The organism is Candidatus Poriferisodalis sp. (genome assembly GCF_965208925.1).
Lineage (GTDB): Bacteria > Actinomycetota > Acidimicrobiia > Acidimicrobiales > Poriferisodalaceae > Poriferisodalis.
On sequence record NZ_OZ242364.1, the window covers coordinates 2382667 to 2403493 of the forward strand.

Consider the following 20827-nt stretch of genomic DNA (forward strand, 5'->3'; position numbering starts at 1 on the left):
CCTACGGCCCCTACAACAGGAACAAGCGGGGTCTGACCCCCACTGGGCCGCCGCAGGGCGCGTTCCGGTACCGGGCTCGCACAGGACGCCGCGTGGACGAGGAGCGTCCTTTGGACAAGCGAGTACGGCCATAGCACGCGCAAGTGACGGTGACGCCCGGATCAACGAGGACATCAGGGTCCGCGAGGTCCGCTTGGTCGCACCCGACGGCGAGCAGATCGGCATCAAGTCGGTTCCCGAAGCGCTGCAAATCGCCCGCAATATGGACTTGGACCTCGTCGAGGTGGCGCCCAACGCCGCCCCGCCGGTCTGCCGGATCATGGACTACGGCAAGTACAAGTACGAGGCGGCACAGCGGGCGAAGGAATCACGGCGCAAGGCGACCCATGCCGGGCTGAAGGAGATGAAGTACCGGCCCAAGATCGGGACCGGCGACTTCGGCACCAAGACGGCCAAGGTCTGCAAGTTCCTCGAGGACGGCCACAAGGTCAAGGTCACCGTCATGTTCAGGGGGCGTGAGGTCTTCCATCCCGAACTCGGCGGCCAGATCCTCGAGCGGGTTGCCGAGGCGGTCGCCGATGTCGGCAAGGTCGACCAGTTTCCCCGCCTCGACGGACGCAACATGACGATGTTGCTGAGCCCAGACCGCGTGTCACGTCAGCGTCGCAAGGCCGCAGATCCGCCCAACGACTGAGTCGCGGCGACACGGGTGGTGCGTGCGGCCGAGAGGCTGAGCGTTGTGCGCGCCGCTCACGACCACGCAACCAGCCCGCGTGTTCCACACAGTTCGATCCACCACAAGCAAGGCAGCAACACCATGCCCAAGATGAAGTCTCACAGCGGCGCCAAGAAGCGCTTCAAGACCACCGGCTCCGGCAAGCTCGTGCGCCGCAAGCGCAACCGGAATCACCTGCTGGAGAAGAAGTCGTCAGCGCGCAAGCGCTGGCTGGCACTCGAAGGCGAAGTGTCGGCGGCCGACGCCAAGCGCGTCAACCGGATGCTCGGCCGCTGAGCCGCACTCTGGAAGACACGACCCGCGGACGAAACGGTTCCCAGGCACACGATCCGCGGACAAGCCCCGCAGGCAATCCAAGGCAAGCAAGGACAGATCAACGTGGCACGAGTCAAGCGATCCGTAGCCAGCCGCACCCGTCGCAAGGCGACGCTCGGCAAGGCGAAGGGCTACTACGGCAACAAGAGCAGGTCGTTCCGGGCCGCCAACGAGCAGGTCATGCACAGCGGGCAGTACGCGTTCCGCGACCGCAGGGCCCGAAAAGGCGAGTTCCGGCGCCTCTGGATCCAGCGCATCAATGCTGCTGCGCGCCAGAACGGCACCACCTACAGCCGCCTCATGCACGGGCTGGACCTGGCAGGCATCGCGGTCGACCGCAAGCACCTGGCAGACCTCGCCGTGAGCGACCCCGCAGCATTCGCTGCGATCGCCGAGCGCGCTGAGGCCGCCGTCGCGGACGGCGCCGTCGACACAGCAGCCTGAGCACACACTCCGACCCGCAACCGCCGTCACAAGCCGCGCTGTCGCGGCTGTCACGCTTGGTGCGCGACCGCCGCCAGCGAGATGCCTCCGGCCTGGCCGTCGTCGAGGGACCCAGGGCGGTTGACGGAGCGCTGGCCAGCGGGGCAACGCTCGAAGCTGTGTTCGCCCGCCCAGAACTCGTCGGCCGTTACGCGCCGCAGGGTGCTCGTGACGATCATCCCGACGCCCGGCGCTTGGGCGCCGGCTACCGGGTGCGGATCGGAGCGATCCATCCGGTGCCCGCAGACGTGCTCGACCCGCTCGCCGATGCCATGAATCCCCAAGGCGTGCTTGCCATAGCACGGTTCGCCGACGCAGCGCTCGATGAGGCGGCGATGGCAAAACGGGTGGTGGTGCTCGAAGCAGTTCGCGACCCGGGCAATGCCGGTGCCGTCGTACGAAGCGCCGTCGCTGCCGGGTTCGGCGCGGTCATCGCCACGCACGGTTCGACGGACCTATGGAGCCCGAAAGCGCTGCGCGGCGCAGCGGGGCTCACATTCGGGCCGCTGGTGTGCCGCGGACACTCGACGGCTGAGGTGCTCAGCGCGCTGTCCGGCGCCGGCCACGTGCGCATGCGAGCGACGCCCGATGGCGACATCGGTGTGGACCGGCTGCCGATCGCTGAACGCATGACGCTCGTGGTGGGCAACGAAGCGCATGGGCCGTCAGCCGAGGCGATCGGGGGCACCGACGTGGCGGTCTCGATACCCATGCAGCACCCCGTGGATTCGCTCAACGTCGCCGTGGCCGCTGCTGTGCTGATGTACGCAATGAGGCCGCGCGCCTGAACATGCCGACCATTCGCCGGTACCGGCTCGTACCCTGCCTGCCGTGAACAGCCCGGCCAGCGACACCCCCGCGGAGGCATCGCCCGAAGCGCTGCTCGCCAGCATCGACGCTGCGCGCAGCCAGGGGTTGGCTGCGGTCAGCGCCGCGTCGACCAGCGAGGAGCTGGCACTGGCGGAGTCGGGATTGTTCGGGCGCAAGTCCGTACTCGGGCAGATCAAGCAGGACCTGGGCTCGCTCCCGCCAGAACAGCGAGCCGCTGTCGGGCGAGTACTCAACGATGCCCAGCAGGCGTTGCGCTCTGCACATGCAGAGGCCGCTCGGGAAATGGCCGCTTCGGCGCGCCGCGAACAGCTGCAGCGAGAGTGGCTCGACCTCACCGAGACTCCGCCGGGACCCGAGCGCGGCCATCTGCACCTGGTCACCCAGACCACCGAACGCCTCGAGGACGTGTTCGTCGGCATGGGATTCACGGTCTCCGAAGGGCCTCAGGCTGAGACCGACTGGTACAACTTCGAGGCGCTCAACCTGCCGTCCGCGCATCCCGCCCGTTCCATGTGGGACACGCTCTACCTGGACCTCGGCGAGCGCACCGAGCTCGGCGACGGCGAGGGCGGTGAAGCATCCAACGTGGTGCTGCGCACCCACACCTCGCCGGTGCAGATCCGGGTGATGGAAGTGCAGCCGCCGCCGATCTACACGATCTGCCCGGGGCGTGTGTTCCGGCGCGACACCGCTGATGCCAGCCACATGCCGGTCTTCCACCAGATCGAGGGCCTCGTGGTCGACCGGGGCATCTCGTTCGCTGACCTCGCAGGCACGCTCGAGGAGTTCACCTCGGCCTACTTCGGCAAGTCGATCTCGTCGCGGCTGCGCCCCTCGTACTTCCCGTTCACCGAGCCGTCCGCCGAGTTCGACATCAACTGCGTGATCTGCGAAGGCTCCGGCTGCCAGACCTGCCAGCGGACCGGCTGGATCGAGCTGGGCGGCTGCGGCATGGTGCACCCCAACGTGCTTGCCAACTGCGGCATCGATTTCGAGGAATGGACGGGCTTTGCCTTCGGCTTCGGCATCGACCGCTTGGCGTTGATGCGTCACGGCATCGACGACCTGCGCGACATGTACACCAACGACATCCGCTTCCTCAGCCAGTTCTGATGCCCGCAGGATTGCTTCGGCGAGGGGGGCTGGCCCGATGAAGGTGCTGCTGAGCTGGCTGCGCGAGTTCGCGCCCATCGAAGGCGATCCTGGTGAGCTGGCCGATCACCTGAGCGACCTCGGCATGGCCGTCGAGGAGACGCGCATCCTGCCGTCGCTGGACGGAGTTGTGATTGCCCGTGTGGCCGGCTTGCGGCCTCACCCCGAGGCCGACCGCATCCAGCTCGTGGACGTCGAGTTGCCCGGTTTCACGGGTGAGGGAACCGACGGTGCGCTGCAGGTGTGCTGCGGCGCGTTCAACATGTCGGTCGGCGACCTGGTGCCGCTCGCCACTATCGGCGCGACGATGCCGGGCGGCATGCAAATCAGTGAGCGGCGCATGCGCGGCCAGCTCTCTCAGGGCATGTGCTGCTCCGCCGCGGAACTCGAGCTCGGCGCCGATGCCGAGGGCATCATGATCTTGCCCAACGAATTTGAGCTCGGCGCTCCGCTCATGTCGCAGCTGGGCCTGGCCGGCGACGTGCTGTACGACCTGGAGGTCAACCCGAACCGTCCCGACGCCATGTCGGTGGCCGGAGTGGCTCGTGACCTGGCGGCCCGGCTCGGCGTGCCCTTCCGGATCCCTGCGCCGGTCGTCAGCGAGTCCGGCGAGGACATCTCGACGGTGGCATCGGTGGAGATCATCGACGCAGATCTTTGCGGCCGGTTCGGTGTGCGCGTCATCCGGGACGTGTCCATTGGCCGGTCGCCGCTGTGGATGCAGGCCCGGCTGACGCTGTGCGGGATGCGCCCGATCAATTCCGTGGTGGATGTCTCGAACTATGTGATGCTCGAGCTCGGCACGCCGAACCACACCTACGATCTGGCACTCGTGCCCGGCGGCCACCTGGGCACGAGGCGTTCGGCGGGTGGAGAGCGGCTCGTCACGCTCGACGGCAGCGAACGCGAGATGCTCCGGGGCGACGGCCTGATCGTCGACCGTGACGATCGGCCGATTGGCATCTCGGGCGTGATGGGCGGCGAGAACACGGAGATCAGCGACAGCACCGCAGCGGTGCTGCTCGAGCTCGCGTGGTGGGATCGTCTGTCGATCTCCCGCACGTCTCAGCGGCTGGGCCTGCGCTCAGAGGCTTCGATGCGCTTTGAGCGAGGCACCGACCATGAGCTCGTGCCGGTCGCATTGGACCGGTTCTGCGAGCTGCTGGACCGGGTGACCCCGGGCGGCGTGTCGGTGTGCAGCGGCCGGCTGGACGGCCGGGGCGCCTTGCCCCCAGCCACCCGCGTCCGCGTGCGCCCTGCCCGCATGAGCCACTTGCTGGGGAGGCCATTCGGCGCCGATGAGCTGCGCGGCCTGCTCGATCCCATCGGTTTGCAGTGCGTCGTGCCTGATGACGACGCGCAACGCGACGGCGCCGCGGCGGACAGGGCGCTCGAAGTGACCATTCCCAGTTTCCGACCCGACGTGGTCACCGAGACCGACGTGGCCGAGGAGGTTGCCCGCCACTACGGGTACCAGCGGCTGGGCCGCACCGTTCCGCGTTCACCCGAGCCGGGTCGACTGACGCCGGCCCAAGGCTTGCGTCGTGACCTGCGGCGTGTGCTGGTGGGGGCGGGCCTGTCCGAAGCAATGCCCAACCCGTTCCTGGCCCCGGATGCCGTGCGCCGGGCGGGGATCGACGGCGCAGAACCAGTGCGGCTGCTGAACCCGCTCGCGACCGAAGAGTCGGTGCTTCGGCCGTCGCTGCTTCCTGGCCTGCTCACCGCAGCCGCGTACAACACCTCCCACCGCAACGACACCGTGTCGCTGTTCGAGATCGGCGTGGTGTTCGGCCCGCCGCCCACGGACGGCGCCGACGATGTCGCCGCGCGGGTGCTGCCCACCGAGACAGAGCACGTCGGCGTCATCTGGGCCGGTGGCAGAGCGGCCGACGCGGTGCATCTGACCGAGCTCATCTCATCGGCATTCGGCCTCGAACTCGATCTCGAGAACGCGAACGACCTCGACGGCATGCACCCGGTGCGGGCAGCCCAGGTGCTGCTTGACGGGCAGGCGGTCGGCTTTGTGGGCGAGATCGACCCTGTGGTCTGCGAGCGCCACGGTCTCGCACAACGCTGCGCCTGGCTCCAGGTGAACGTGGAACCCCTGCTCGCGGCAGCATCGGCGGCCGCCGACCGGCCCTACGAGCTGGTCTCGACCTACCCATCCAGCGACATCGACTTGGCATTCGCGGTGCCTGATGACGTTCAAGCGTCACAGGTGCGCAGCACGCTGCTCGCTGCAGGCGGCGACGAATTGCGCTCGGTCAGCCTCTTCGACATCTACCGAGGCGATCAGATGGATCCGGGCACCCGCTCGCTGGCCTACCGCCTGCGCCTCCAAGCCGACGACCGCACGCTCACCGACGAGCAGGCAGCCGACATCCGCCAGCGCTGCATCGACGCCGTGGAGCACTTCCACGACGCGAGCCTCCGCTGACCTCGGAGCAACGTCAGATCAGTAGCCCAGGTCCAGATACACCGGCCCGACCAGCGGTTCGCCAGCAATCCTGCGGGCCACATTCACGGCCACCCGGTCTGCCAGCAGCGCAAGACCCATCTCGGGCGTGTTGCCGATGTGCGGGGTGATGAGGCAGTTGGGCAGGCTCCACAGCGGGTGGCTCCGAGGGAGCGGTTCGGGGTCGGTCACGTCCAGAGCGGCGCCGCCGATCTGGCCGTCCTGCAGTGCTTCGACGAGGTCGTCGGTCACGATGTGCCCGCCGCGTGCCACGTTCACGATCCACGCGTGATCGGGCAGCGCCGCCAGCTCGGCCGAAGCGATGATGCCCGCGGTGGCGGGTGTCAGCGCCAGCGCGAGGAACAGCACATCGGTGCTCGGCAGTACCTGTGTCAGCTCGTCTGGCCCGACGACGTGGGCGGCTCCTCTCATGGATGTCGGCCGGTTGCGCACCACCGTCACCTCGCAGCCGAATGGCCCGAGCAGGCGCAGGAGCGAGTCGGTGATGCCCCCGCCGCCCAGCACCGTCACCGACGCGCCGAGCAAGTTGCGGCCCTCGGGGGCTGCCCAGTCTGCGGCCCGGGCATAGGTGGCCATGCCTCGCATGCCGGCCAGCGCCAGCATCAATGCGTGCTCGGCCACGGGTTCTGCGTACACGCCCTTGCCGCAGTACCACTCGATGGCGGGCCGGGCGGTCACGATGTCGATGACCGGCTCGATGCCCGCGTACGGCAATTGCACCCATCCGATGCCGGGATTGGCATCCACCAGTTCCCCGATCAGGTGTGCCTGGGCGGGTTCGGCCCACACGAGTGCCGATGCTCGGTCCGGCGTGCTCACCGTGCCGCCGCCTTGCACCACCGCCTCGGCCAGCACGGGGCGCCGCCAGCAGTCGGGCTCGACGGCAACCAGCAGGCTCATGGCGTTGTCGCCCGTTCGCTCTGCGCGTGACACACCGTCTGCAGTCCTCAGCGGATGTCAGCCGCTAGGCCGCCGTCGGCGCAGATGATCTCGCCGGTCACGAAGCTGGCCTCGTCGCTGCACAAATACAGGCAAGCGTTGGCGATGTCAGCGGGCTCGCCGAGCCGACCCAGAGGCGTCTCGCGTTCGCGCCCGCGCACCCATTCGTCGCTATGGGTCATGAACGCCGTCATGGGCGTGCGGATGTACCCCGGGGCGACAGCATTGACCCGGACGCCGTACCGGTTGAGTTCCAGCGCCGCGCAGCGGGTGAGCATCCACACGCCTGCCTTGGACACGCAATAGTCCGCTCCGCCGGGCAGCGCCATCAAGCCGGCCACCGAGGCGATGTTCACAATGGCACCGCCGCCGCCATCCCGCATTCGGCGCGCAACGGACTGGTTGGTGAGCATGACCCCGGTCAGGTTCACATCGAGCACCCGCTGCCACGACTCGAGCGACTTGTGGAGCAGCCACTGGTCGCCCCCCTGCCAGGAGTCCTGGCCGACTTGATCGGGAATCTCACGGCTGACGTAATCCGCATGGGAGATGCCTGCGGCGGCAACACAGGCGTCGAGGCGGCCGAACGCGGCGACAGCGGCATCGGCCATGGCCTCGTTCTGTTCAGGATCGGCCGTGTTCACCTGCGTCCAGGTCGCCTGCCGGCCGTGATCGGTGATCTCCGCGGCGACTGCCTCGGCCCGATCCGGGTTCAGGTCGGCCACCACCACCGACGCCCCCTCTTCGGAGAAGCGCAGTGCGCAGGCCCGGCCGATGCCCGATGCGCCGCCGGTGATCACTGCGACCTTGCCGTCCATTCGACTCATGGTGCTGCCCTCGTATGTTCTTCCTGAGGTTCCGCCCGCGGCATGCGTGTCGGCGGTCTAGCGGCCGGCAGCCATGACGCCGCCGTCGGGGAAGATGATCTCGCCGGTCACGAAGCTGGCATCGTCGCTGCACAGGTACAAGCAGGCATTGGCGATGTCTCCGGGCTCGCCGAGGCGCCCGAGCGGCGTTTCGCGCTCGCGTTCGCGCACCCACCGCTCGTTGCCCAGCACAGCACCGCTCATGGAGGTCTGGATGTAGCCGGGCCCGACGGCGTTGACGCGGATGCCGTAGCGGCTGAGCTCCAGGGCGGCGCAGCGCGTCAGCATCCACACGCCCGCCTTGGACACGCAATAGTCCGAACTGCCCTTGAGCACGTTGGTGCCGGCAATGGACGAGATGTTGACGATGGCGCCGCCGCCGTTGTCGCGCATCTTGCGGGCGACGGCCTGGTTCGTGAGCATCACCCCGGTGAGATTGACGTCGATGACCCGCTGCCACGATTCCAGCGACTTGTCGATGAAGAACATGTCACCGCGGTCGAAGCGGTCCTGCCCTGCCTGCTCTTCGATCTCGCGGCTCACGTAGCCGGAGTGCGAGATCCCTGCTGCCGCGACGCAGGCGTCGATGCGTCCGAAGGCATCGACAGCGGCATCGGCCATGGCGTCGTTCTGCTCCTGATCGGAGGTGTCCACCTGCACGGCGACGGCATCGCGACCCAGCGCGTTGATCTCGTCGGCGACGTTCGCCGCGCGCTCGGGGTTCAGGTCGGCGACCACGATCGAGGCGCCCTCGGCCGCGAACCGCAGCCCGCACGCCCGTCCGATCCCCGATGCGCCTCCGGTGATCACCGCCACCTTGCCCGCCATGCGGCCTGCTGTGTCCGAAGCCATCGTCTCTCCTCTTGCAGCGGATCAGTCCGTGCCGCCGACAGTGCAAGATCATGCCCCACGGCAGCAACACGTTGCCGCCCGCAGGCACGTCAGCCGGAATTGCCTACCCGATCCTTGAGGTCCGTGCGGCGCCCCCGGATGAGCCTCCAAGTGACCCGCTCGTGTTTGGGCGAGATGCCCATGGCTTGGCGGATGATGCGTTCGTCGACGTCATCGGGGGCAGGGGAGAAGCCGATCTCGGTGGCCATCCGTACGCCGTTGCGGGCGAAGAACGACGAGGCGATGCGCTCGAATTGGGCCAGCACCTCCATCTCGGGTTCCAGCTCGCCGGTCACGGAGCACAGGTAGGCGAAGTTCTTGATGAACAGCATCAATTCCTTGGGAATGCGAGCACCGTTCGCCAGCAGCCCCGAGATGAGAGCCCGGAACTCGGCGGTGAACTCGTCCTCGGTGAGCTCGAGCGGGTCGAAGCCGGGCCGGTCGAGGCGCAGATCGGCGATGACTTGCTCGGGGTTGCTGCCAGGCCCGAACGCGCCAAGATCGATCATGCCGGCGATCTGCGACTGCAGGTCGCCCGTGAGCAGACCCACCACGTAGCGCAAGAATGCAACCCGCTTGGGCCCTTCGAGCCGGCCCGTGATGCCGAAGTCGACGAGTCCGATCACCGGCGGCTGACCCGGCGGCGTCCCCTCGGTGTCGATGAACACGTTCCCCGCGTGGAAGTCGCCGTGGAAGACGCCGCTCATGCACGCACCGTGAAGCAAAGCGTCGTTCATCTGGCGGAAGATGGCAGCGGCTTCGCCGTCGGCAAGATCCTCCGAACGCAGCTCGCTCAGCGGCCGGCCTGCTACCGGGCTCATCACGATCACTCGCTCGGTCACGCCGTCGAGCACCGGTTCGGGCACCTGCCAGCGGCCAGCGGTCGTGGCCCGAAGCGCACGGTCGACTTCGAAGAGGTTCGCCACCTCGACGCGGAAGTCGAGCTCTTCGGTGATGGTCTCTGCGAACAGCTCCACGAGTGCCGGCGGGTTGGCCAGCGCCGTGATCGGGATGCGGCCCACGAGCTTGGGCGCGAGCCATGCCAGCACTGCCAGGTCGCGCTCGACCCGCCGGCGGATGCCGGGACGCTGCACCTTCACCATGACCCTCGTGCCGTCCGGCAGGCGCGCTGCGTGGACCTGCGCGATGGATGCCGCGGCCGTCGCCTCGGTGTCGAATTCAGCGAACCGCGAGTCGAGATCTCCCAACTCGGCCTCGACGACGCTGCGGATCGCAGTCCATGGCTCGGCAGGCACCTGGTCGCGGCACTGCCGACACTCGGCCACGAGCGCATCGGGGAAGACCCCCTCGCCGGCCGCGATCAGCTGTGCCAGCTTGATGTACGCGGGGCCGAGCTTGGTGGCCGCCAGCCGCAGCCGCCGGTAAATCTGCTCCCGCCGCTCGTCGGGATCGAGTCGCCGGTCCAGCAGCCGTCCGGCGTATGTGGCCCAGCCGATGCGAGCCGCTGTGACGACGAGCCGAAGCACAGGCGGGAAACGCGGGCGCGTGATCAGTTCGGGGACGCTGTCGTGAATTGCGCGGCGAATAGGTGCGATCGAGGCGAGGTAGCGATCGCGCTCGGCTGAAGTCCCGAGATCTGCCTGGACGTCGGCGGGCGGCAGCGTCCCGGCCGGCACGCGTTCGGCCAGCGGCGGCGCATTCAATCGCAGGTGCATGCGCGACGGTCCCCAGATGCCCAATGAGAGCGGCTTCCACTGCACGGGCTCGCTCAACTCGAAGCTCTCGACACTCGAGACGAAGACGCGCAGCGCTTCCTGCAGCTCTGCGCGGGCCAGGAATGCCCCCAAGCAGTGGTGGGCACCGCTGCCGAATGCGAGATGCGGATGCTCACGCGGGACTGCCGGATCGAACCCATAGGAGTCGAAGCTGTGCTCGCTCTGGTGATCCTGTGGAGCGGCTGGGCTCTCGGCGCGAGTCGGTGTCGCAGCGTCGGTTGCCGCGTGCGCCGGGCAGCCGCCGCTGAGGCTGGCGGCATGCAGGCCGATCATGACCACGGTGCCCGCCGGGAACAGCAGGTCATTCACGACGACATCGGTGGTGGCGATGCGCATCGCGGTGCGCACGGCCCCGATGTAGCGCAGCGACTCTTCCACGTAGGCCGGGATCCGATCCGGATCGGCGCGCAGCGCCGCGTAGTGCTCCGGCCGGTCGGCCAGCACGGCCAAGGTGGCGCCGAGCTGATTGCGTGTGGTGTCGGTGCCGGCGATCAGCAATGCCTCGACCATGCCGATGAGCTCGTCTTCGTTCAGCCGGTCGCCCTCATCAGTCACGCCGATCAGCTCAGTGAGCAGATCGTCGGCCCCTTCCCGCCGCCGGCGCTCGATCAGGTCGATCACGTATGCGCCGAGCTCGGCCTGGGCTGTCGCAATGTCGCCGAGCCGGCGGACGACGGCCTCGGCGTCGCCGTCGAAGAGTCCGAAGATGGTCTCGGCCCACCGGCCGAACTGGCCCCAGTCGTCATCGGTCACGCCGAGCAAGCGGCAGATGACCGGCACCGGATAGGGGTCGCACAGCTCCGCGACAATCTCGCCCCCGCCGCCGGCCACCAGCGGTTCGAGCAGTCTCGTGGCGTGGGCGGCCATGAAGGGCCGGAGCCGGTCTGCGGCGGCGGGTGTGAATGCACGACCGAAGAGCCGTCTCAGGCGACGGTGATCGTCTCCTTCGAGTGACAGCACGTTCGGCCGGGCCCGCATGGCCTCGCCGCCGGTGCTGAGGGGTGCATCCCGGCGGGCTCGCGCCATGAATGCGTTGAAGTTCACCGGCGCACGCCCGTTGCTGCCGATCCCAGTGCGATTCTGACCAGTGCCGTCGAGCATGGCGACCCCAGCGAGCATCGAGATCCACACGGGATCGCGCAGGATCGTTCGGGCCTCGTCGTAGCCATGGACGAACAACCCGAACGGGGTGCGCACGACCCAGTCGCCGGTGCGACTGAGTTCCCGGCTCATCGCCACCAGATCGGCAAACTCGCCGATCGCGAAGTCGGCGAACGGAACGGCTCCTTCATCGTCGACCGAGCGGGCCGGTACCCGCCGCGATCCAGGCGCTGTAGCAGTGCTGCTCACAACCCCTATCTCATCACGCACGCCGGCTCGTTCCACCGCGCACCCCGTCGCCACGGGCCGGCAGTCACGACAGACTGACGCCGTGCAGCAGTTCCGCCGGTTGACGGCGATATGCGCCGTCGCGGTGGTTCTGGTGGGATGCTCGGTGCAGGAATCCACGCGCAGCGGCGGCCTGATCCCTCCAACCGGTCCTGCCGTGACAGCGACGTCGCCTGCACCGACGGTCGTGACTGTGATGGGCGAGTCGACCGACGTGTTCACCGCGTCAGCCCTCGAGCCCGCCGCGACGTCGCCTGCACTGACTGAGCCTGCACTGGCTGAACTCGATCCGGCTGCACTCGCTCGAGCGGTGCTCGCCGCCGCCGATCCGCCAGGAGGCTTCGGCGAGGGTGTGCTGGGAGTCACCGGGCCGGATGGCATCCGGGTATGGCCGGTCATCGTCGCGGACACCCCGCAATCCCGCCAGCGCGGGCTCATGGGTGTTGCCGACTTCGCAGAGCTCGGGGGCTATGCCGCCATGGTGTTCGTCTTCGAAGACGACACCTCGGGTGCGTTCTGGATGCGCGACACACCCCTGCCGCTGCGCATCACGTTCGTCTCCGCGAGCGGTTCGGTGGTCTCAGCGACCGACATGGTGCCGTGCCTGGCACCGACGCCATCCGACGAATGTGCGCGCTATCACCCTGATGGCGCGTATCGCATCGCGATCGAGCACCCGCTCGGTCTGGCCTTTGACATCGGTCTCGCCATGGCCGAGTTCGTCGAAGTGACCGTCGAGTAGTGCTGCGGCAGATGAACGTGAAATGCGTGCGATGGAAACCGGATTGCGCCGTCGGCCAACTACGCTGCGATGCCGCGGCCGCTTCGTGCGCCATCGCGCAGCCGATATGACAGGAGTTGGATCGGGACCATGCTGAGATTCGCCGAGGAAATTCTGCTCCTGCTGCTGCGAGACGACGACGGCAAGCTGATCCACGTGCCCGAGCGCACGCTCGACCGGGTGATTGCGGGCTCGGTGCTCATGGATCTGGCTATGGAGAACCGGATCGACACCGATCTCGAGAAGCTCATGCTGATCGACTCGACACCGATCGGCGACGGCCTGCTGGATCCCACGCTGGCTCACATCGCCGCTCAGCAGGCCGAGAGCGATTCGCGTTATTGGGTGGAGTTTGTGGCCTCGCGAGCAGAGGGCATCCGCGAGGAGGCATTCGCCCGTCTCGTCGACCGGGGCATTCTCGAACGCAAGGACGATCGCCACCTGTGGGTGTTCCGATCTCGCCGCTACCCGATGGTCGACGGCAAGGCTGAGCGCGAGGTCAAGTTGCGCATCATGGGCGTGCTGTTCAGTGACGAGATCCCGAGCCCGCGTGACGTCGTGATCATCGCGTTGGTGGATGCGTGCGGCATCTTCGGCGAGCTGCTGTCCAAGTCGGAGTTGGAGCAGGCTGCGCCGCGCATCGAGCAGGTGCGCAAGCTGGACCTGATCGGGCAAGCCATGACGCAGGCAATTCGCGACATCGAGATGTGGTTGGCCAGCTCCACGGTCAGCCGCTTCATGCTGTGAGAGGCTGAGCCGCTCAGTCTTCGAGGGTTTCGCTCCCGCGGTACATGGCCTGTCGCCGGACACCGCTGACGTAGGTCTGCACAGCATCGTCGTCCGGCGTGCGCTGCGGGTCCCAACGTCCCCAGTGGATGAGCTGGTCAAGCGGATGGCGATAGCGGGACTCGGCACGGCGGTGCGGCCAGCCGATCGGGATGGTGGCGATCGGCACCAGCGGCTGAGGCACGCCCAGCAGTTCACGCAGTTCCCGAGCCGTAGTTTCCTCGCCGCCGCCGCTCAGCCACGCGGTTGTCAAGCCGTACGCGGCAGCCGCCAGGTGCATGTTCTGCGCGGCGGCGCCGACGGATGCGAGCAGGATCTTCTCGTTGTTGGCGGCGTACTCGTCGCTCCAGCCGTCGTGGTCGCTGACCGGGTACGAGTCGACCCAGCGGGGATCACAGAACAGCAGCACGATGGCCAGTGAATTGTGCAGCCAGTGCTTCTTGTGAACGTGCGGGAATCCCCGGCAGTGCTCCACCAGCCGATCGGCCTGGCGCACGAACACATCGGAGACGGCCAGCACGTCGGCTCGCTCCGCTGCGATCACGAAGTGCCATGGCTGCGTGTTCGCCCCCGACGGCGCCCACCGTCCGGCCTCGCAGATGCCGCGCAGCACCTCGGTGGGCAACGGCTCAGGCGGTGGTTCGAAGCTGCGCACCGATCGCCGCAGCCGGAGCACGTCCATCAGCGCATCGAAGCGCGAGGCCGTCAGATCGTTGTTGCCAGGCACGTGCGACGCCATGGGTGCAAGCTACTGGTGGCTTGTGCCTGGCGAGCCCGTTCGTGAGCTACGGCAGGCCTCGCTCCGCAGCTTCTTTGGCCAGCCTGATGACGCCGTAGGAGAGTGCTGCGCGGCCGCCGAACACCGTGAGAGTCAAGTCCTGGTGGTCGAGGCGGTACCACGCCAGGAAGGATCTGACCACGCGGGGGAGCGCGTCGGGTTCGAGCAAGACACCGGCGCCGTTGAGCAACGCCAGCAGCGGTCCTCCCGCCAGTCCGTCCGCGTAGACCTCGCCGGTTGCCAGGCCGACGCGGTTGTTGTCCAGGCAGGCACCATGCCCGCTGACCGCGGCGCGAAGCGCGTACTTGGCGATGCGCACCGAGGTGTCGTAGCGATCCACCCCGCCGATGCGGACGACGCTGAAGCCCATCGCGGTCAGCTCGTCGATGACGTCGTCGGACACAGCGTTGGGGCCGCCGGCGATGATGATCTGCTCGATGCTGCGCGCGGCACTCGCCGCCTCGAGGTAACTCCGTACGCTGGCAGGCAGTTCATCGGGGCGGGTGAGCAGCAGCGGGTGGGGGCCCTTGGCGGCGATCGGTGCCAGTGCCAGCGCATCTGCAAAATCAGTGCCGGTGGCCAGCAGGGCGGTGCGCAGCGACGTGCCGCAGAATTCTGCAGCACTGCCCATCATGGCGATCACCTCTGACGAGATGGACACTGAGGTGTCGTAGCGATCGGCACCGCCGAAGCGCGTGACGCTGGTCACCGACGGCAGGGCCGCGATCTCATCCTCGACCCCATTGCTGACGGCTGCAGGCCCGCCCACGATGTACACCTGCTCGATCTCGTTCTCGGTCAGGAACTCCCTCGTGAAGCGGGTCAGCTCGCGTGGTTCGACCAGCAGCAGCGGGGCTTGGTGGGTGCCGGCGAGGGCAGGCCCTGAGAGCGCAATCGGGCTGAGTATCGAGCCGGCGAGCGACGATGCCGACAGCGCGTCGGGGAACGCCCGTCCCGAGGCGATGATGACCGTATCGACCTTGCGCATGTCAGGGGGGAGTGAGGTGTCCTGTGCGACCTCGCGGACGTAGCGCTCGGCGATCAGCTTGGCGGTCTCGAAGCGATCGACACCGCCGATGCGCTCGACGCGGACCCCCCAATTGTCATCGCCGTGGTTCTCGCGTTCGACCGGATTGCGACCCTGGTTGCCGGTAGTGCCCCCGCCGGAGCTGCTGGTGCCGGAGGGCTTGCCGTGCCCGGGCCAGTTGCCGCCGTCGACCAGGTGACCGGCGTCGTCCAACACCGGATCGTGCGAGCGGTTGGCTGCGTTGCCGACCGGGTCGGTGATGGTGCCATGCAGCTGATCGGCAAGAATGCTGACGCCGTCGATGTCCTTGTCGCCGCCGCTCACCGTGTAGCTGAACGTCAGCGTGGTGGTGCCCGTGCCTGGATCGATCATCGCGGGTCCGGACTGATCGGCCCGCATGGTGCCTGTCTTCAAGACGATGTTGATGTACGGGGTGCCGCTGACGATGACGCCCTCATCGAACTCAACCGTCACTTCGATGACATCGTCCTTCTCGTAAGTGTTGGGCGGGTCGTCGTCGTTGAGCGTCGGGTCGCTGGTGATGCGCGGGGTGCCGGCCACGCTCGGTGCCACGCCATCCACCTCGTGCCCCGGCTGGTCGGCGAGCTCAGGCACGCCGAGGAGGGCGTCGGCACTGCCCGCGGTGGCCCGAATGGTCCCGCCGTCCAGGTCAATGCTGACCGCAGCGGCGCTGACGCCGTCGTCGTCGAGGTCTCCCGCTTGCACCGTGTACCGGAACCGCAGCGTCGTGCTGCTGGGCTTGGAGTGGTAGCCGGCTTCCTTCTGATTGCCGACGATGATCGGCAGCATCGGCGTGCCGCCGACGGTGACCGGCTCGCTGAAGGTCACATCGAAGAAGATGTGCTCGCCGGCGCGATAGGTGCCGAGCTTGTCAGGGCCGTCGTACATCGAGATCGAAGTGGCGTACGGGCCGCGAGGACTGAGATCCCCGTCCACTTTGTGGTCGCCGTCATCAGGGACGGCATCGTGCGTCAACGCAGCGTCGTTGCCGGCCAGATCGGTGATGGTGCTGCCGTTCAGCTCGATGCTGTCCGCGTCGATGCTGATGCCGTCGGTGTCCTCGTCGCCAGCCGCCACGACGTAGGTGAACATCAGCTTCGTCGTGTTGTCGCCGTTCGTGCTGCCGTCACCGGGCTGGAACGCGGCCTCCTCGGACGTTCCGCCGCCGATATTCAGCTTGAGCTTGGGAGTGCCATCGCCGTTCACCGCCACCTTCTCGGAGAACGTGACCGTCACCATGATGGTGTCGCCCCGGGCGTAGGTGTTGTCGTATTCCAGGTTGCCGTCAGGGGAGGGAGAGGTGATCGAGACCTCCGTCACCGAGGGCGCGGTCGTGTCGACCTTGTGATCGGCCAAGCTGTTCTGCGCGCCGTGGGTCAAGTTCGCGCTGTTGTCGACGAGGTCGGTGATTGTGCCGCTCAGACTGTTCTCGACGATGTCGATGCCGTCGGTGTCGTCGGTGTCAGAACTCGCGACCTCGTATCTGAAGATGGCTTCGCGAGTGCCCGCGGTGGTGCTGTAGCCGTCGGGTTCGACCCAGATCGCTGATCGGTCGGTGGTCCCGATCGTCACATCGATGCTGGAACCAGTGGACAGTTTCACGGCTTCGCTGAACGTGACCTTGACCAGGATCGGGAGGTCGTTCGATGTCGAGTCGTAGACGCCGTACTTGTCGTTGAGGTACGGGCTTTCCGTGCGGGGCGGCTCGCTTGAGACTCCGACTCCGGTCACGGTCGGGGCGACGCCATCCACCTTGTGGTCCATCGAATCGTCGATTGACATGTTGGCGAGCGTCGCGGTCTGGCCCTGGGGATCGGTCAGCGTCGCATCCCCCAGCCGCACGGCATTGGCCCCAATGCCGATGCCGTCCATGTCCAGGTCGTCGCCCTCCACGTCGTAGCTGAACGTCACGACGCCGACGCCGTTGCTGTCGGTTTCCTGGTGCGACACGTAGTCGGCGTACTTGGCGCCCGAACCCATCCGCAGGGCGATCTGCGGGTTGTCGTCGGTGTCGGCGTCGCCGTCGTCGAGCGTCAGCTTGATCGGATCGTCGAATGTGACGTCGATCGTGATGGTGTCGCCAGATCGGTACGTGCTGTTGTGCCGTGAAGCGGTGGAGGTGATCTCGATCGTGCTGACGCGCGGTGGCTGAGCGTCGACCTTGTGGTCGCTGTCGTCGGGCAGCGCGTCGTGGGTCAGATTGGCCCGGTTGCCGGTGCGGTCGGAGATCGTGCCGCTGACGGCGGTGGTCTCCGGCGGAGAGAGGGTGGCATCGAGATCGACGCTGATGCCGTCGTTGTCATCGTCGTTCGAGCCCACGGTGTAGCTGAACGTCAGGGTGCAGGTGCCAGTATCCGCCTCGGTGCAACCAGCGGATGAACCCGTCAGTCGGGCGTTTCGGTGGTTGTTCGCGGGCGTGACGGCGTCGTCGCCGATCTGGAATCGCAGCACTGGGACGCCCTGCACTTCCACGTCCTCGCTGAAGTCGACCTCGAACATGATGATGTCGCCGAGACCGTAGGTGTCGTTGCTTTCCGGGGGTGCGCAGTTCGGCGGGCAGCTCGAGATCCGCGGTCCGCCGGTGATCGTGGGCACGATCGAGTCCACGGTGTGGGTGTTGGTGTCGCCGATGACGCCATCGGCGGCCTCGTGGTCGAGGATCGCCCGGTTGCCGGCGCGGTCGGTGATGTCGCCGTTGTTGAAGGCCAGGGAGTTCTCGACCACCTCGATGCCGTCGGTGTCGATGAGGCCTTCGGGGACCTCGTAGGAGAACACCAGCTTGCGGTTGCCGGCGCCGCTGCCGCGCACGTAGCTCGCCTGCTGCGTGGTGCCGCCGATGTCGATGCCGATGTGGGGGGTTCCGCCTGTCTCATCGACATAGACAATCTCGTCGAAGGTCACCGTCACATCGATCAGGTCATCGACGACGTACTCGCCCCCGGTGCCGGTGCCCTGAGACGTGATCGCGACCGAACCGGCTGCGGAATCGACCTCGGGTGGATCGGTCTCGACCCTGTGCGCTGGCTGGGTTCCGAGTGGTGGGTGGTCCCGGTCGGCAGGGAGCGGATTCGCGTTCTGCCTGGCATCGGTGATCGTGCCGCCCACGATCTCGGGGTCGGGCGCCGCGATGCCGTCGGCATCTTCGTCCCCGTCCTGGACGGTGTAGCGGAAGACAATGGTGCGGCCGTTGCTGTCTGCGTCGCTCTCGGTCTGGTCGTAGTACGCGGTCTTGGTGACAGTGCCGACCTCGAAGTCGAAGCTCGGAGTTCCTGACACCGTCACGGCCTCGTCGTAGCTGACCTCGATGTCGATGGCCAAACCGACGCCGTAGTGCGTGCCGCCATTCGGCGGCGAGCTGGCGATACGCAGCCCGGTGATGGTCGGAACTGCGGCGTCCACCTTGTGCCCGCGCTGGCGGGAAAGCGGATGATGATCCAACGATGCACCTTCGCCGTCATCGAGCGCTGTGAGCGTGCCGTTTCCGAGCGTCAGGCTGTCACGATTGATGCCGATGCCGACGGCGTCCTCGTCGCCGGCTTCCACCGTGTACCGGAACAGGAGCGATGTGGTGCCATCGCCCGAGGAGTACTCGGCGTTCTTGAGCACCCCGCCGATGTTGAGCGCCAACAGCGGCGTTCCGGTGACCACCACGCCTTGGTTGAACGTCACCTGGATCTCGACGGTGTCCTGATGCTCGTAGTAGTCGAGGGGGTCGTTGTCTCCGCTGTTCGGATCGCTCGTGATCGTGAGCGCAGTGATGATCGGCGGGCCTTCGACGGCTTGGCCGTCTGCGCGCTGGTACTTCAGCGGTTTCTTGAAGACATCCGAATAGCCGACATGGAGCGACCCGCCGTCGTGGGCACTGATGATGCTGTCTTGGATGGACGAGGTGATCTGTGTGCCGCCGTCGTAGGTGAGCTCGCTGTCGTCCGGCACGACGATGCCGTCGCGGTCTTCGTCCAGCGAGGTGATCTGATAGGCGAAGAGCAGCCGGCTGCTGCCTGAACCCGAGAAGTACTTCGCATACCTGCGCGTCGGATTGAGCTTCGTGTCAGTGCTGTCATCCCAGCATCCGAGCTCGGCAAGCTCAGCGTCGTAGCTGTCGAGGTCGGTGCCAGACAGCTGGCTTCGGTGATTGAAGTCGGCGTCGTGACAATTGAAGAGCTCGATAGGGAGTTCCAGGCGGGTGTCGGAGACCACGACCGATTCGTTGAAATCGGCCCTCACCACGACGTACTCGCCGTCGTGCAACGTTGCTCCGCTGCGAGGCTCGCTGACGACGCGCGTCGCGTAGCTCTGGATGACGGCAGGATCGCCGGTGTCGTGCAGCTCCGGTGACGTCTTGAGACCTCGACTTCCGTCAACAAGGTGTTTCGCAACCGTGGGGTCGCCGCCGCCTCGGGCCTCGGCCTCGACTCGGGCCGCCAAGCCGTCGTGATTGCGCGTCGCGGCCACGCCGTTGTCCATCGCGACGATCGAGCCGCCGCTCAGCTGGCCCCAGTCGATGCTGAAGCCGTCAGAGTCGTTGTCGCCGCTCTGGACGACGTACTCGAACAGCAAGCGATGCATGCTGGATCGGCGCCGAGGGTCATTGGGCGGGTCGCTGGCGGAATCCGAGACGTAGCGAGCGTGCCGGTAGCTCGGGTTTGTGTCGGTGTCGCTTCCGAACCGCAGCTTGATCACCGGCGTACCTGTCACCGTCACCGGCTCGCTGTACTCCACCCGGACCCAGATCTTCTCGCCCTCGTAGTAGGTGTCGCCGCTGTGCGGCTCGCTCATGATCCTGGGGCGGCTGACAATCGTCGGCGAGCCAGGCGTTTGAGGGTGGAACACCGCTGGGTGCTCCACCTGCGCGCCGCCGCACGGGCCGCTGATGAACTGATGCGCTGCACCGTCGTCGTAGGGGGCGTCCCTGCCGAACGACTTGGCGAAGTCGTTGGCGACGACCGAATTCTCCGGGATCCACACGTCGCGGGCGCTGTGGTTCCCATCGCTTGGGTCGAGCGTGTACTCGAACGTCAGGAGGTTCGAGCCTCGGCCCTCGGCGGGGGTTGCGACGGCTTCCTTGGGGGTGCTGCCGAGCATGAATGTGATGTGCAGTTCTTCAGCGCTGGCGTAGAGATCGTCACGGCGGCCCCAGCTCGCATTCAGGCTGAGCGTCACCTGGATGCGGACGGTCTCCCCGCTGCCATACGTGTCGTCCGATCCGGGTCCGACGTCGGCGGCGGAGTCCGAGAGGAACCGGATGCCCTGGCGGACGATGTAGGTCCTGGTCGGGTGCCCGACCATGGCATTGAGCTCGCTGCAGGTGGCGTCGAGCGGGGGCGCTTTCAGCGCCGCTGCGGGCTCAGCGGCGGGGGGTGAGATAACCGCCAACGAGGCTGCAGCGACGACGACTGCACAGAACGCTGCGGCACGCCGGCGCTGTCGGCGCACGACCGTCCATCGCGACGCGCTGCGATGCCCGCCGCGAGAGATCGAGTGCTGTGAAGTCGCAACGGGCACCGAGCCCTCCTGAAATCAGCGAAGTGAGCCGTCGCCGACGGCATGCGACCAAACAGGAGTACCGTAAAATAGTTGTGACTATGAGGATGCTCACCATCAAGATTTCTGATGGCAC

Annotated in this window: 14 protein-coding genes; 8 read left to right on the forward strand and 6 right to left on the reverse strand. The window is 67.1% G+C overall.

Going from position 1 to position 20827, the window contains the following annotated elements; all coding sequences use genetic code 11:
• The first annotated feature begins 160 nt into the window (after nucleotides 1–160).
• The 6 genes from infC to pheT all read left to right on the forward strand — a co-directional run bounded on the left by infC (nucleotide 161) and on the right by pheT (nucleotide 5954).
• Nucleotides 161–694: a translation initiation factor IF-3 gene (gene infC, locus ACOGI5_RS10535; RefSeq protein ID WP_419865470.1), complete on the forward strand. Its 534-nt coding sequence runs from the start codon at nucleotides 161–163 to the stop codon at nucleotides 692–694.
• A 123-nt stretch (nucleotides 695–817) separates the two neighbouring features.
• Entirely contained in the window at nucleotides 818–1012 is a 195-nt protein-coding gene (gene rpmI / locus ACOGI5_RS10540) for a 50S ribosomal protein L35 (protein ID WP_419864377.1), read from the forward strand.
• Nucleotides 1013–1114: 102 nt separating this feature from the next.
• The gene (gene rplT, locus ACOGI5_RS10545; protein ID WP_419864378.1) at nucleotides 1115–1495 is read left to right on the forward strand and encodes a 50S ribosomal protein L20; all 381 of its coding nucleotides are present in this window, start codon (nucleotides 1115–1117) and stop codon (nucleotides 1493–1495) included.
• A 59-nt stretch (nucleotides 1496–1554) separates the two neighbouring features.
• The gene (locus ACOGI5_RS10550) at nucleotides 1555–2322 is read left to right on the forward strand and encodes a TrmH family RNA methyltransferase (RefSeq protein ID WP_419865471.1); all 768 of its coding nucleotides are present in this window, start codon (nucleotides 1555–1557) and stop codon (nucleotides 2320–2322) included.
• A gap of 43 nt (nucleotides 2323–2365) precedes the next feature.
• Nucleotides 2366–3478, forward strand: a complete 1113-nt coding sequence (gene pheS / locus ACOGI5_RS10555) for a phenylalanine--tRNA ligase subunit alpha (RefSeq protein WP_419864379.1) — start codon at nucleotides 2366–2368, stop codon at nucleotides 3476–3478.
• Nucleotides 3479–3515: 37 nt separating this feature from the next.
• The gene (pheT, locus tag ACOGI5_RS10560) at nucleotides 3516–5954 is read left to right on the forward strand and encodes a phenylalanine--tRNA ligase subunit beta (RefSeq protein ID WP_419864380.1); all 2439 of its coding nucleotides are present in this window, start codon (nucleotides 3516–3518) and stop codon (nucleotides 5952–5954) included.
• An 18-nt stretch (nucleotides 5955–5972) separates the two neighbouring features.
• Here the strand turns inward: pheT and ACOGI5_RS10565 are convergent, their stop codons facing one another.
• The 4 genes from ACOGI5_RS10565 to ACOGI5_RS10580 form a co-directional block, all read right to left on the reverse strand.
• On the reverse strand, nucleotides 5973–6893 hold the full coding sequence (locus ACOGI5_RS10565) for an NAD(P)-dependent oxidoreductase (protein ID WP_419864381.1): 921 nt from the start codon (nucleotides 6891–6893) through the stop codon (nucleotides 5973–5975).
• Between the two features lie 47 nt (nucleotides 6894–6940).
• A complete protein-coding gene (locus ACOGI5_RS10570) occupies nucleotides 6941–7750 on the reverse strand; it encodes an SDR family NAD(P)-dependent oxidoreductase (RefSeq protein WP_419864382.1) in 810 nt (269 codons plus the stop codon).
• A 66-nt stretch (nucleotides 7751–7816) separates the two neighbouring features.
• Nucleotides 7817–8650: an SDR family NAD(P)-dependent oxidoreductase gene (locus tag ACOGI5_RS10575; protein ID WP_419864383.1), complete on the reverse strand. Its 834-nt coding sequence runs from the start codon at nucleotides 8648–8650 to the stop codon at nucleotides 7817–7819.
• A gap of 89 nt (nucleotides 8651–8739) precedes the next feature.
• A complete protein-coding gene (locus ACOGI5_RS10580; protein WP_419864384.1) occupies nucleotides 8740–11775 on the reverse strand; it encodes a cytochrome P450 in 3036 nt (1011 codons plus the stop codon).
• Between the two features lie 82 nt (nucleotides 11776–11857).
• On the opposite strand from ACOGI5_RS10580, the gene ACOGI5_RS10585 reads away from it, so the two are divergent.
• Together ACOGI5_RS10585 and ACOGI5_RS10590 are read left to right on the forward strand one after the other, a co-directional pair.
• Nucleotides 11858–12556 carry a DUF192 domain-containing protein gene (locus ACOGI5_RS10585; RefSeq protein WP_419864385.1) on the forward strand — a complete coding sequence of 233 codons (699 nt, stop codon included), beginning with the start codon at nucleotides 11858–11860 and terminating at the stop codon, nucleotides 12554–12556.
• A 129-nt stretch (nucleotides 12557–12685) separates the two neighbouring features.
• The gene (locus tag ACOGI5_RS10590) at nucleotides 12686–13342 is read left to right on the forward strand and encodes a GOLPH3/VPS74 family protein (RefSeq protein WP_419864386.1); all 657 of its coding nucleotides are present in this window, start codon (nucleotides 12686–12688) and stop codon (nucleotides 13340–13342) included.
• Nucleotides 13343–13355: 13 nt separating this feature from the next.
• On the opposite strand, the gene ACOGI5_RS10595 is transcribed toward ACOGI5_RS10590, so the two are convergent.
• Both ACOGI5_RS10595 and ACOGI5_RS10600 read right to left on the reverse strand, forming a co-directional pair.
• Nucleotides 13356–14120 carry a nitroreductase family protein gene (locus tag ACOGI5_RS10595; RefSeq protein ID WP_419864387.1) on the reverse strand — a complete coding sequence of 255 codons (765 nt, stop codon included), beginning with the start codon at nucleotides 14118–14120 and terminating at the stop codon, nucleotides 13356–13358.
• A gap of 46 nt (nucleotides 14121–14166) precedes the next feature.
• The gene (locus ACOGI5_RS10600; RefSeq protein ID WP_419864388.1) at nucleotides 14167–20712 is read right to left on the reverse strand and encodes a cell wall-binding repeat-containing protein; all 6546 of its coding nucleotides are present in this window, start codon (nucleotides 20710–20712) and stop codon (nucleotides 14167–14169) included.
• Nucleotides 20713–20827: the final 115 nt, after the last annotated feature.

Excerpts from the sequence above, each read along its gene's own strand:
- ACOGI5_RS10590 (WP_419864386.1), top strand. The coding sequence starts at position 12,686 with ATGCTGAGATTCGCCGAGGAAATTCTGCTCCTGCTGCTGCGAGACGAC.
- ACOGI5_RS10570 (WP_419864382.1), bottom strand. The coding sequence starts at position 7,750 with ATGGACGGCAAGGTCGCAGTGATCACCGGCGGCGCATCGGGCATCGGC.
- pheT (WP_419864380.1), top strand. The coding sequence starts at position 3,516 with ATGAAGGTGCTGCTGAGCTGGCTGCGCGAGTTCGCGCCCATCGAAGGC.
- rpmI (WP_419864377.1), top strand. The coding sequence starts at position 818 with ATGCCCAAGATGAAGTCTCACAGCGGCGCCAAGAAGCGCTTCAAGACC.
- ACOGI5_RS10595 (WP_419864387.1), bottom strand. The coding sequence starts at position 14,120 with ATGGCGTCGCACGTGCCTGGCAACAACGATCTGACGGCCTCGCGCTTC.
- ACOGI5_RS10565 (WP_419864381.1), bottom strand. The coding sequence starts at position 6,893 with ATGAGCCTGCTGGTTGCCGTCGAGCCCGACTGCTGGCGGCGCCCCGTG.
- ACOGI5_RS10575 (WP_419864383.1), bottom strand. The coding sequence starts at position 8,650 with ATGGCTTCGGACACAGCAGGCCGCATGGCGGGCAAGGTGGCGGTGATC.